Annotated in this window: 9 protein-coding genes; 4 read left to right on the top strand and 5 right to left on the bottom strand. The window is 60.8% G+C overall.

What is annotated here, in order from left to right; translation table 11 throughout:
• Position 1 precedes the first annotated feature (1 nt).
• On the bottom strand, positions 2–1186 hold the full coding sequence (locus OU997_RS10655) for an NAD(P)/FAD-dependent oxidoreductase (RefSeq protein WP_108485905.1): 1185 nt from the start codon (positions 1184–1186) through the stop codon (positions 2–4).
• A gap of 111 nt (positions 1187–1297) precedes the next feature.
• On the opposite strand from OU997_RS10655, the gene OU997_RS10660 reads away from it, so the two are divergent.
• Positions 1298–2044: a substrate-binding periplasmic protein gene (locus OU997_RS10660; RefSeq protein ID WP_371920615.1), complete on the top strand. Its 747-nt coding sequence runs from the start codon at positions 1298–1300 to the stop codon at positions 2042–2044.
• Here OU997_RS10660 and OU997_RS10665 read toward each other — a convergent pair whose 3' ends face one another.
• From OU997_RS10665 to OU997_RS10675, 3 genes are all read right to left on the bottom strand, one after another.
• Positions 2045–3280 carry a diguanylate cyclase domain-containing protein gene (locus OU997_RS10665; RefSeq protein ID WP_267806502.1) on the bottom strand — a complete coding sequence of 412 codons (1236 nt, stop codon included), beginning with the start codon at positions 3278–3280 and terminating at the stop codon, positions 2045–2047. It abuts the gene before it with no gap.
• A 71-nt stretch (positions 3281–3351) separates the two neighbouring features.
• Positions 3352–4731, bottom strand: coding sequence for an ATP-dependent RNA helicase DbpA (gene dbpA / locus OU997_RS10670; protein ID WP_267806503.1), 1380 nt, complete (start codon positions 4729–4731; stop codon positions 3352–3354).
• A gap of 60 nt (positions 4732–4791) precedes the next feature.
• Positions 4792–7011, bottom strand: a complete 2220-nt coding sequence (locus OU997_RS10675; protein WP_267806504.1) for a primosomal protein N' — start codon at positions 7009–7011, stop codon at positions 4792–4794.
• Positions 7012–7167: 156 nt separating this feature from the next.
• Here OU997_RS10675 and rpmE point away from each other — a divergent pair, with 156 nt between their 5' ends.
• The 3 genes from rpmE (at position 7168) to OU997_RS10690 (ending at position 9673) form a co-directional block, all read left to right on the top strand.
• Positions 7168–7383, top strand: a complete 216-nt coding sequence (rpmE, locus tag OU997_RS10680) for a 50S ribosomal protein L31 (protein WP_090249983.1) — start codon at positions 7168–7170, stop codon at positions 7381–7383.
• Between the two features lie 26 nt (positions 7384–7409).
• Positions 7410–8210 carry a thermonuclease family protein gene (locus OU997_RS10685; protein WP_267809890.1) on the top strand — a complete coding sequence of 267 codons (801 nt, stop codon included), beginning with the start codon at positions 7410–7412 and terminating at the stop codon, positions 8208–8210.
• Between the two features lie 194 nt (positions 8211–8404).
• Positions 8405–9673: a malic enzyme-like NAD(P)-binding protein gene (locus OU997_RS10690; protein ID WP_108486820.1), complete on the top strand. Its 1269-nt coding sequence runs from the start codon at positions 8405–8407 to the stop codon at positions 9671–9673.
• Positions 9674–9774: 101 nt separating this feature from the next.
• Here OU997_RS10690 and OU997_RS10695 read toward each other — a convergent pair whose 3' ends face one another.
• A complete protein-coding gene (locus OU997_RS10695) occupies positions 9775–12186 on the bottom strand; it encodes a penicillin-binding protein 1A (RefSeq protein ID WP_420713184.1) in 2412 nt (803 codons plus the stop codon).
• Positions 12187–12360: the final 174 nt, after the last annotated feature.

Consider the following 12360-nt stretch of genomic DNA (forward strand, 5'->3'; position numbering starts at 1 on the left):
GTCAGACAAATTGTGCGGCGGCATAGCCTGAAGCCCAGGCCCACTGGAAGTTGAAACCGCCCAGGTGCCCCGTCACATCCAACACTTCGCCGACAAAATACAGCCCTGGTGATTTCAGCGATTCCATGGTTTTCGATGACACTTCGCGGGTATCGACGCCACCCAGGGTGACCTCGGCGGTGCGGTAGCCCTCGGTGCCGGCGGGTACCAGCTGCCAGTCGCCGAGCTGCCCGGCAATCGCCTTGAGTTCGGTGTGGGTGTACTGTTTCAACGGTTTGGAGGCAAACCAGTTGTCTGCCAGCAGGCCGGCCATCTTCTTGGTAAACAGCTCGGCAAGCAGGGTTTTCAGCTCGCTGTTGGGGCGTTCGCGTTGCTGCTCGGACAGCCACTCGGGCAGGTCGATGTGTGGCAGCAGGTTGATGCGGATGGCCTCGCCTGGCTGCCAGAATGAGGAAATCTGCAGAATCGCCGGGCCGCTTAAACCGCGGTGGGTAAACAGGATATTTTCCTTGAAACTCTGCCCGTTGCAGCTCACCACGCAGTCTTCCACCGAGGTGCCGGACAGCGCGTTACACAGCTCTTTGAGCTGCGGGTCGGTGATGGTGAAAGGAACCAGGCCGGCGCGGGTTGGCAGCAGGGTATGGCCGAACTGCTGGGCCACCTGATAGCCGAAGCCAGTGGCGCCGAGGGTCGGAATCGACAGGCCGCCGGTGGCGATCACGAGTGATTCGCCGTGCACCCTACCGGCGCTGGTCTGCAGTTGGTAGCCGCTGTCCAGCTTGCAGATTTCACTGACCGAGGTATTCAGGCGCAGCTCGACGCCTGCCTCATCGCACTCGCTGAGCAAGAGGCCGAGGATGTCGCTGGCCTTGTTATCGCAAAACAGCTGACCGAGCTTTTTTTCGTGGTATGGCACGCCATGTTTGGCGACCAGGCCGATAAAATCCCATTGGGTGTACCGCGCCAGGGCGGATTTGCAGAAGTGCGGGTTTTCCGAGAGGAAGTTGCTCGGCTCGCAGTACATATTGGTGAAGTTACAGCGCCCACCACCGGACATCAGGATCTTCTTGCCGGCCTTGTTGGCGTGATCGAGCAACAGCACCCGGCGCCCGCGCGTCGCGGCGGTCAGCGCGCACATAAGGCCGGCAGCACCGGCTCCGATAATCACGACCTGGGGTGTCAACACGGCACGTTCCTCTACGACAACTGCGCACGATGTGCGCAAAACAGCGCGCATCTTAACTGATGGTCCCTCACGGCTGTGATCGGCTAGGCTTAGCTTTCTGCTCTTGCTGGGATGGCGTTGATGAATGGATGGCGTCTGTGCCTACTGCAGTGGGCCCTGCTGGTGCCCCTGGGGGGCAACGCTGCGCAGCCGCTGCGTTTGGTGGCAGATCCCTGGCCTCCATTTAATGATCAGGCGTTGCCGCACAATGGTGTTGCTTCTGATCTGGTCACGACTGCATTGCAGCGTGCCGGCTATACCACCCGCTATGCTCAGGTGCCCTGGGAGCGTGCAGTGCGCGGGTTGCAGCAGGACATCTACGATGTGCTGATCAATGCCTGGTACACCGATGAACGGGCAATATTCGGCTACTTTTCACAGCCCTACTTGATCAATCGCATTCGCTTTCTGCAGCGCAAGGGCAGTGGTATCAGGTTCAACCAGCTGTCGGATCTCTATCCCTACAGCATCGCCGTGGTGCGCGGTTATGCCTATTCGAGTGAATTCGATCAGGACAGCCGCTTGACCAAGGTGGGTGTGGTCGGCTTTGAAGTGGCTGCGCGTATGTTACAGGCGCGTCGGGTGCAGCTGACCCTGGAGGATGAGCTGGTTGCCCGGTTTCACTTGAATCGCAGCCTGGCCGGTATTCGTGATCAGCTGGAATTTCTGCCACAGCCCTTAAGCGAGAACGGGTTGCACATCCTGATCAGTCGGCGACATCCGCAGCACCAGAAAATTGCTCAGGATTTCAACAGGGCGATTGACGCGATGCGTGCCGATGGGAGCTATGCGCAGATATTTCGGCGTCATGGCCTGTAACTACTGCCAGAAGTTGCATCCACGGCCCTGGGCTTTGGCCTGATAGAGCCGCAAGTCAGCCTGATGCAGCAGGCTTTCCAGGTCATCCGGAGCGCCAAAGTAGATGCCGGCACTGAATGAGAGTGACGGCGCGCCCACCGCATACTTGAGAGTGGCGCAATGGTTGCGCAGTTGATCAAGCGCAGCGTTCAGGGTTGCGGCGTCCTGCTGGCTGACCATGGCAAACTCTTCGCCACCCAGACGGCCGAGTATGGCGTCGGGGAAGGCGGTCGAAAATGCACGGGCAAAAGCAATCAGAGCAGCATCGCCACTGGCATGACCGTGCTCGTCATTGATTCGTTTGAAAAAGTCCAAGTCGAGCATTGCCACACTGAGGTCGCGGCCGCCTGAGCGCGCTTGCTGAAACAGGCGCTGGCCGTGTTCATAGAACGCTCGGCGATTGTTCAGGCCGGTAAGGGCGTCGAACTGCGCCGCCTGTTTCAGCGCGCGCAACAGATCGCGGCGCTCCAGCGTCGACATCACCCGGCAGTTGAGCTCTTCCGGACAGAAGGGCTTGCGCAGAAAATCATCGGCGCCGTGCTTGATAAATTTGGCGCTGAGCGAGCCCTTGGTGTCAGCGGACAGGCCGAGAATGATCAGCTCATGGCGTTTCATCTTCTGCCGCAGCAGTTTGACCAACTCAAAACCGCTGAGTCCGGGCATGCTGTGGTCAACCACCAGCAGGTCGATGTCGGGTTGCTCCTTGAGCAGGCGCAGGGCTTCGTCACCGTCGCAGGCTTCGAGAATTTGATAGCGGTGCGGCGTCAGCACATGACGAATGTAATGGCGAGTGGCCTCGGAGTCTTCGGCGATAAGGATTTTGACCGTGCTGTTGCTTTCCAGGCGATGCAGCAGGCGGAAGGCATATTCGTAGGAATGCTGGCTTTCCTTGAGCACATAGTCGACCACGCCTTTGAGTAACATCTGGTCGCGGCGTTGTTCGTTATAGGTGCCGCTGAGGACGATGCAGGGCAGGTGGTAGCTCATCACCACGTCGACTATTTCACCATCCGGGGCGTCCGGCAGGTTGAGGTCGACGATGGCGGCGAAGAACAGCTCCGCCGAGGTTTCCAGCATCACCTGGGCTTCTCCGAGCGAGGCGCAGAAGATTGGCTGAAAACCGCTTTCCTTGCGAAACAGATGCTCGAGAATTTTCAGCACCAGTGGGCTGTCTTCGATCACCAGAATATTGCGCAAAGCTATGCTCCTGTACTGCAAGCCGCTCGAGTGCGGCAGCCGGTCTCGCCCTTTCTACCAGAATCTGAAGGTTAGAGGGTGCGCACACGCAGTGAGCGACCCTTGATTTTGCCTTCGCTCAGGCGCTTGAGCGCCTGTTTGGCCAGGCTGCGTTCGACCGCCACGTAAGCCTGATAGTCGAAGATGGCAATTTTGCCGACGTGCGCGCCAGGGATGCCTGCTTCTCCGGTCAGTGCGCCGAGGATATCGCCTGGGCGCAGCTTGTCTTTGCGCCCGGCCGCGATGCACAGGGTGATCATGGGGGGTTGCAGCGGTTCACCACCGAGGCTTTTCAGGCTGCTCAGCGGATGCCAGTTGAGCGGTGCCTTCTGCAGGGTTTCGATGGCCTGGGCGCGATGGCCTTCGGCCGGCGCGACCAGACTCATGGCCAGGCCCTTTTCCCCGGCGCGACCGGTACGGCCGACGCGGTGAATGTGAATTTCCGAGTCGCGCGCCAGTTCGACGTTGATCACCATGTCCAGCGCATCGATATCCAGGCCGCGTGCGGCCACATCGGTGGCCACCAGTACGGACAGGCTGCGGTTGGCGAACATCGCCAGTACCTGATCGCGGTCGCGCTGCTCCAGATCGCCATGCAGGGCGGCGGCAGAAATGCCGCTGGCCGCCAGATGATCGACCACTTCCTGGCACTGCTGTTTGGTAAAGCAGAAGGCCACACAGGACTGCGGGCGAAAGCTGGCCAGTAGCTTGACCACGGCCCCCATCCGTTCTTCCGGGGCGATTTCGTAAAAACGCTGTTCGATCTGTGTGTCGTCGTGCAGTGTTTCGGCTTTGACCTGCTGCGGGTCGCGCATAAAGGTCGCGGACAGCTGCTTGATCCCGGCCGGGTAGGTGGCGGAGAACAGCAGGGTCTGCCGGCGCGTCGGAGTTTGGCTGATGATGTCGGCGATGCTGTCGTAGAAACCCATGTCGAGCATGCGGTCGGCTTCATCGAGCACCAGGGTGTTCAGGCCGTCGAGCTTCAGGGTGCCTTTGCTCAGGTGTTGCTGGATGCGCCCCGGGGTGCCGACGATGATCTGCGCGCCGTGTTCCAGCGAGCCGATCTGCGGGCCGAAGGGTACGCCGCCGCACAGGGTGAGGATCTTGATGTTGTCTGCCGCGCGGGCCAGGCGACGCAGCTCTTTGGCCACCTGATCGGCCAGTTCGCGGGTTGGGCACAACACCAGTGCCTGGCAGCCGAAATAGCGAGGGTTGAGCGGGTTGAGCAGGCCGATGCCAAACGCGGCGGTCTTGCCGCTGCCGGTCTTGGCCTGGGCAATCAGGTCCATGCCCTTGAGCATTACCGGCAGGCTCTGCGCCTGGATCGGGGTCATCTCGGTGTAACCGAGGGACTCGAGGTTCGCCAGCATGGCGGCGGAAAGCGGCAGAGAAGAGAAAGCGGTGTGGGTCACGGTACAGGCCTGCTAAACGAAATGACGTGCAGTGTAACAGGCTGCGCGCGGCGGCCTGTCCTAGAACAGATCGATGGGGTCTACGTCCAATGACCAGCGCACCGCACGGCCGCTGGGCATTTGTTCCAGTGCATGCATCCAAGTGTTGAGTAAGCGATGCAGCGGCGCGCGGGCGTTGGCTTGCACCAGCAACTGGGAGCGGTAACGACCGGCGCGGCGTTCCATCGGCGCGGGTACCGGCCCGAGCAGTTCGATGCCGCTGAGTTTCAGTTCATTCAACAACAACTCGGCTTCGGTGCAGGCGTCGTCGAGAAAGCCTTCGGCCTGACCGGGTTTATGCGCTTCGGCGCGCAGCAGGGCGAGGTGGCAGAAGGGTGGCAGGCCGGCACTGCGGCGTTCACTCAGGGCCTGTTCGGCGAAGGCGAAGTAGCCCTGTTCGGTCAGCTGCACCAATAACGGATGGTCGGCCAGGTGGCTCTGGATAATCACCTTGCCCGGCTCTTCGGCACGTCCGGCGCGACCGGCGACCTGCACGATCAGCTGGGCCATGCGTTCGCTGGCGCGAAAATCCGCAGAAAACAGCCCGCCATCGGCATCGAGAATCGCCACCAGGGTCACGCGGGGGAAGTGGTGACCCTTGGCGAGCATCTGCGTGCCGACCAGGATGCACGGCTCGCCGCGTTGTACGGTGTTGAACAGGGTGGCCATGGCTTCCTTGCGCGAGGTGCTGTCGCGGTCGACGCGCAAGACCGGTACTTCGGGGAAGAGAATTTCCAGGCGCTCTTCAGCGCGCTCGGTGCCGGCACCGACAGGGCGCAGGTCGACGTTGTTGCACTTCGGGCAGTTGCTCGGCTGGCGCTCGACGTGGCCGCAGTGGTGGCAACGCAGCTCGCGCGAACGCTGGTGCACGGTCATGCGCGCGTCACAACGCGGGCATTCCGACAGCCAGCCGCAGTCGTGACAGAGCAATGTTGGGGCGAAGCCGCGGCGGTTGAGGAATACCAACACCTGTTGGCCGGCTTGCAAGGTTTGTGCGATGGCCTGCTGCATTGGACCGGAGATGCCGGAATCCAGCGGTCGGCTTTTCACATCCAGGCGCAGAAAACGCGGCTGCTTGGCGCCGCCGGCGCGTTCACGCAGGTGCAGCAGGGCGTAGCGGCCACTGTGGGCGTTGTGCAGGCTTTCCAGCGAGGGCGTGGCCGAGCCCAGCACGATCGGGATGTTTTCCTGATGCGCGCGTACCACCGCCAGGTCGCGGGCGTGGTAGCGCAGACCTTCCTGCTGTTTATAGGAGGCGTCGTGTTCCTCGTCGATGATGATCAGCCCCGGCCGCTGCATGGGGGTGAACAGCGCCGAGCGGGTGCCGATGATGATATCGGCTTCGCCATCGCGCGCCGCCAGCCAGGCGTCCAGGCGTTCACGGTCATTGACTGCCGAGTGCAGCAGGGCGATGCGCGCGTTGAAGCGCTGCTCGAAACGCGCCAGGGTTTGCGGACCGAGGTTGATCTCCGGGATCAGCACCAGAGCCTGTTTGCCGGCCTCCAGGGTTTCGCGGATCAGCTGCAGGTAGACCTCGGTCTTGCCGCTGCCGGTCACCCCGGCGAGAAGAAAGGCGTTGAAGCTGCCGAAACCTGAGCGGATCGCCTCGCTGGCCGCGCGCTGTTCGGCATTCAGCGGCAGTTCTGGCTGGGCCAGCCAGTTGGCGTGGCGCTTGCTCGGCGCATGGCGGCGTACGTCAACCTGAACCAGGCCTTTCTCCAGCAGCAGGTCGAGGCTGTCCTTATTCAGCTGCAGTTTGCTCAGCAACTGGTGGGCGACCCCGTGGGGGTGCTGCGCGAGGGTGCGCAGGGCGTCGCGCTGGCGTGGCGCGCGGATCAGCCGTGGGTCGTCGAGTTGCGCGCCGTCGCTCACCGACCAGAAACGCTCCTGACGCGCCTCGGCCGGTTCGCCCTGACGCAGCAGCACCGGCAGCGCCCAGTTCAGGGTGTCACCGAGGCTGTGCTGGTAGTACTGCGCGGTCCACAGGCACAGCTTGAACAGCGCCGATGGCAATGGTGACTGGGCGTCAAGCAGGTGTAGGGCGGGCTTGAGCTTGTCGGCCGGCACTTCGCTGTGATCGGTCACTTCTATCAGGATGCCGATCATCTCGCGCCGACCAAACGGCACGCGCAGCCGCGCACCGGGCTGCAAGGCGCTGCGCGGCACACCGAGCGGGGCACGGTAGTCGAACAGGCGGCGCAGCGGCGAAGGCAAGGCGAGGCGCAAAATGACGTCGGGCAAGCGATGGGCTCCTGGTTGCAGGGCGCGATCTTAGCATGCAGCCGGTCGACGGCCGGCCTTGCGTCGCAGCGGTGCTCTGGTATTATCGCCGGCCTATTTCCGTGCGGTACCTGACAATAGTGTCTGGTGGCGGCACGACAGCCCTGAGGAATCATCATGAAAGCCGATATCCACCCGAACTATGTAGCCGTCACCGCCACTTGCAGCTGTGGCAACGTGATCGAAACTCGCTCCACCCTGGCCAAACCACTGAGCCTGGACGTGTGCAACGAGTGCCACCCGTTCTACACCGGCAAGCAGAAAATGCTGGATACCGGCGGCCGTGTTGATCGCTTCAAACAGCGTTTCGGTATGTTCGGCGCCAAGCAGTAAGCGTGCGCGCAGCGACGCAGGCCCACATGGTTTGCACCTCGCTACTGAAAAAGGCGTCCCTCGTGGGCGCCTTTTTCGTTTTCGGCGTTTATGCCGGCGGAGTGTTGGCGTTCTGCCCGGCGCCGGGCAACTTGCCGAGTGCCAAGGTGCAGCGCGTGGTGGATGGCGACACCCTGCGTTTGGTCGATGGCCGCAATGTGCGCTTGATCGGTCTGAACAGCCCGGAAATGGGCCGCCAGGGCCGCTCTGCCGAGCCTTTCGCCGAGGCGGCGCGCAAACGCCTGCAGGCACTGGTGGCGGCCAGTGATGGCCGGGTCTCGTTGCAGTACGGCCAGCAGGCCAAGGATCACTACGGGCGCACCCTGGCGCACGCCTATGACAGCAGCGGGCGCAATCTGGAGGCGCAGTTGCTCGCCGAGGGTTTGGGTTTTCAGGTGGCAGTGGCGCCCAATCTGGCGTTGGTGCAGTGCCAGCAAGACGCCGAGCGCAGCGCCCGGCAGGCCCGTACCGGGCTCTGGCAGCGTTCGCCGGTGCAAGCCGTCGAACAGTTGAACAGCGGCGGCTTTGCTCTGGTGCAGGGCCAGGTTGAACGTGTCGAGCGCAATGGCGGCGGCCTGTGGCTGGAAATGGGCGATTCGCTGGTGCTGCATATCGCGCCCCGGGCGTTGGGCAATTTTGATCTGCGTGCTGTGCAACGCCTTGAAGGCCGTAAGGTCGAAGCTCGCGGCTGGGTGATCGACCGCTCCAGGCGTGGCGGCTCGCGTGCTGGGCAGGCGCGCTGGATGCTGCCATTGACCGATAAGGCCATGTTGGGTGTGCTGGACTGAGTGACATCGTCACAAGGTGCTGTTAAACGTTTTCTCGAAGAGCGTGGGCTATCCCGCAAAGCCCGTTTCTTCGGGGGTAACGGCCCGTTTCTGGTGCGCCGTACGTAACCGGACTCGCCAGTCTTGTGCAGCTGTATACAACTTGCGTATCCTCGCCGCCTGCCTGTTCAACAGCCCCAAGCGGAAATGCCACCATGTCTGATTTGAAAACAGCCGCTCTCGATTATCACGCCAATCCCCGTCCGGGTAAGTTGAGTGTCGAGCTAACCAAGCCCACCGCAACCGCACGCGACCTGTCCCTGGCTTACAGCCCAGGTGTTGCCGAGCCAGTGCGCGAGATTGCGCGTGACCCGGAGCTGGCGTACCGCTATACCGGCAAAGGCAACCTGGTGGCAGTTATTTCCGACGGTACTGCGATTCTCGGCCTGGGTGACCTTGGCCCGCTGGCCTCCAAGCCGGTTATGGAAGGTAAGGGGGTGCTGTTCAAGCGCTTTGCCGGCATTGATGTTTTTGACATTGAAGTCGAGTCCGAAAGCCCACAGGCCTTTATCGACACCGTTCGTCGCATCTCGATCACCTTTGGTGGTATCAACCTGGAAGACATCAAGGCACCCGAGTGCTTTGAGATTGAACGCACGCTGATCGAACAGTGCGATATTCCGGTGTTCCACGACGACCAACACGGTACCGCTATCGTTACTGCGGCCGGTATGCTCAACGCCCTGGAAATCGCCGGCAAGTCCCTGCCGGACGCTAAAATTGTCTGCCTGGGCGCTGGTGCTGCCGCCATCTCCTGCATGAAGTTGCTGGTGAGCATGGGGGCCAAGGTCGAGAACATTTACATGATTGACCGCAAGGGTGTGATTCACGCAGGTCGTGATGATCTGAACCAGTACAAGGCGGTGTTTGCCAGCGAAACCAGCAAGCGCACCCTGTCCGATGCGCTGGATGGTGCGGACGTGTTTGTCGGCCTGTCCGGTGCCAACCTGCTGGCCCCTGAAGACCTCAAGCGCATGGCGGCTAACCCGATTGTGTTCGCCTGCTCCAACCCGGACCCGGAAATCAAGCCGGAGCTGGCGCGTGAGGTGCGTAGCGATGTGATCATGGCCACTGGTCGTTCCGACTACCCGAACCAGGTCAACAACGTTCTTGGCTTCCCGTTCATTTTCCGGGGTGCGCTGGACGTTCGTGCGACCCGTATCAACGAAGAAATGAAAATTGCAGCGGCCCTGGCCCTGCGTGACCTGGCCAAGTTGCCAGTGCCGCAGGAAGTCTGCGATGCGTACGGTGGTATCGCCCTGTCGTTCGGCCCTGAGTACATCATTCCGAAACCGATGGACCCGCGCCTAATTACCGTAGTCTGTGATGCAGTGGCCAAGGCGGCTATCGAGAGCGGTGTGGCGACCCTTCCGTATCCGAAACACTACCCGCTGCAGTCGGTGAACGATGTGTTCAACGGCTAAACCTGCGAATAATAAAAAACCCGCTACGGCGGGTTTTTTATTGCGTGCATATCCGCTTGAGCATTCGGGAGTGCGCGTGGCGCGCCCCTAGCCGTGGCGATTTAGAACAGGTCGAGTGGTGCGGCCTCATCTGCCGGCAGTGGGCTACCGGGGATGCTCATGCCTGGGTCGAATTCTCCCATGGGCGGTGGCGAATCTTCGCTCTTGAACAGCTCGAAGTAGGCGTCCGGTGTATCTGGTGTGGCGGCTCGGCCGCTGTGTGGGTCAACGCGCAGCGTCAGGAGGCCTTCGGGTTCGGGCAGCATGTGGCTGGGTTTGTCCTTCAGGGCGGCGCCCATGTAGTCCATCCAGATGGGCAGTGCCACGGTGCCGCCGTATTCATTGCGGCCAAGGCTTTCCGGCTGATCGAAACCCGTCCAGACGGTCGTGATGTAGTCGGCGTTGTAACCGGAGAACCAGCTGTCCTTCGACTCGTTGGTGGTGCCCGTCTTCCCTGCCAGGTCATCACGGCCCATCGCCATGGCGCGGCGACCGGTGCCGCGCTTGATCACGTCCTGCAGCATGCTGGTCATGATGTAGGCGGTACGGCCATCAATGATCTGTTCGGCCAGGATCGGTTCGGCTGGCACGGGTTGATCGCCCACGATCAGCGTTGCGCTACGCTGCTGGGCACGCTGTTCAATACCTGCGGGGGTTTGTGCCGGGTTGGCGTTGAACAGTTGCTTGCCGTTGCGGTCTTCAATGCGCTCGATCAGGTACGGTTCGATCTTGTAGCCGCCGTTGGCAAAGGTGCTCCAGCCTTCGGCGATCTCCATCGGCGTCAGGCTTGCTGTGCCCAGGGCCAGGGATAGGTTGGGCGGCAGATCCTTGCGCTCAAAACCGAAGCGCTCGATATAGCTCAGCGTGCTGTCGATGCCGAGGTCCTGTAGCAGACGAATCGAAACCAGGTTACGTGAGCGGTACAGCGCTTCGCGCAGGCGAATCGGGCCGAGGAAGGTGTTGTTATCGTTCTTCGGTCGCCAGACCTGCGAAAGCGCATCATCGGCAAATACGATCGGCGCATCGTTCACTAGCGTCGCGGCTGTGTAGCCCTTATCCAGAGCGGCGCTGTAGACGAAGGGCTTGAAGCTTGAGCCTGGCTGGCGCTTAGCCTGAGCCGCACGGTTGTAGTTGCTCTGTTCAAAGGAGAAACCGCCGACCAGCGCGCGAACGGCGCCGTTGTTAGGGTCAAGTGATACCAGCGCACTTTGTGCTGCAGGCAGCTGCACAAAGCGTAGGCTGGCGTCGTCCTGGCGCTGTACGCGAATCAGGTCACCAATCTGGCTGACATCCGCTGGCTGCTGTGGGCGTGGGCCGAGGCTGTTGGTGTTAAGGAAGGGGCGTGCCCATTTCATGCTGTCCCAGGCCACAGCCTGCTCTTCGCCGTTGCGTAACAACACCAGAATCCCGCTTTTTTCCACGCTGGTAACAATGGCGGGCTCCAGGCCGCCAAGGGATGTCTGCTTGCTCAGTGCGCTTAGCCAGTTCTCCTTGGTCATGCCCGGCAGGCGGCTTTCCGGTCCACGGTAGCCATGGCGCTGGTCGTAGGCAATCAAACCTTCGCGCACAGCGCTGTTGGCGGCGATTTGCAGGTCACTGGGCACAGTGGTGGTGACGTTGAAACCCTCGGTATAAGCCTCGCTGCCATACCGACCGACCATTTCAGCGCGGGCCATTTCGGCAATATAAGGCGCAACCAGTTCCGGGGCAGGAACGTGGTAACTCACGTTGATCGGTTCTGCCAGGGCTTCGTCGTAGCGCTGCTTGTCGATCCTGCCAAGGTTGTGCATGCGGCCCAAAATCCAGTTGCGGCGTTCAAGTGCGCGCGTTGGGTTCACCAACGGGTTGAAGCGCGAGGGTGCCTTGGGCAGGCCGGCAATCATGGCCATTTGCGCCAGGCTGGTGTCACGGATCGACTTGCCGTAATAGACTTGGGCGGCCGCTTCTATACCGTAAGCACGGTTCCCCAGGTAAATCTTGTTCACATAAAGTTCAAGAATTTCATTCTTACTAAGTTCTCGTTCAATTTGCAGTGCAAGAAGTATCTCGTTGATCTTGCGAGAGAAACTTCGTTCACTGGTAAGAAAGAAATTCTTCGCCACCTGCATGGTGATGGTGCTGCCACCCGTTTGGATCTGCCCGCTTTTCACGATTTGCGTTGCAGCGCGCATCAGGCTGGTAAGGTCAACGCCATAATGGTTGGCAAAATTGTCGTCTTCGGCGGCGAGCAGCGCGCTGATGAAGTCCTGGGGGATGTCGGCAAAGGCGATAGGCGAACGGCGCATTTCGCCAAACTCGGCGATCAGTTTGGCATCGCTGCTGTAGACCCGCAGCGGGATCTGCAACTGGATGCTGCGCAAAGATTCGACGGATGGAAGGCTGGGGCTAAGATAGAGGAAGGCTCCGCTGAAACTGAGCACCAAGCCACAAAAAACGGCGAGGCAGGACCAGCAGAAAAAACGCAAAAGACGCATCAAGATTTTTGGATTTCCAGATAAAAGAACGAGTTAAGCCGAACACAAGGTTAAAAGAGAAAAACTGATCACATTATAAGCGGTTTTTTTGCCGGGTAGCCATTTGCGCTTCTGTCAGGACTGTTATTTAATGTGAAAAAACATAAATAGTCCGTAAGTCGCGGATGCCAATAG

Origin of the sequence: Pseudomonas sp. SL4(2022) (assembly GCF_026625725.1) — a bacterium.
In the GTDB taxonomy this organism is placed as follows: domain Bacteria; phylum Pseudomonadota; class Gammaproteobacteria; order Pseudomonadales; family Pseudomonadaceae; genus Aquipseudomonas.

Excerpts from the sequence above, each read along its gene's own strand:
- rpmE (WP_090249983.1), top strand. The coding sequence starts at position 7,168 with ATGAAAGCCGATATCCACCCGAACTATGTAGCCGTCACCGCCACTTGC.
- OU997_RS10695 (WP_420713184.1), bottom strand. The coding sequence starts at position 12,186 with ATGCGTCTTTTGCGTTTTTTCTGCTGGTCCTGCCTCGCCGTTTTTTGT.
- OU997_RS10660 (WP_371920615.1), top strand. The coding sequence starts at position 1,298 with ATGGCGTTGATGAATGGATGGCGTCTGTGCCTACTGCAGTGGGCCCTG.
- OU997_RS10685 (WP_267809890.1), top strand. The coding sequence starts at position 7,410 with ATGGTTTGCACCTCGCTACTGAAAAAGGCGTCCCTCGTGGGCGCCTTT.
- OU997_RS10690 (WP_108486820.1), top strand. The coding sequence starts at position 8,405 with ATGTCTGATTTGAAAACAGCCGCTCTCGATTATCACGCCAATCCCCGT.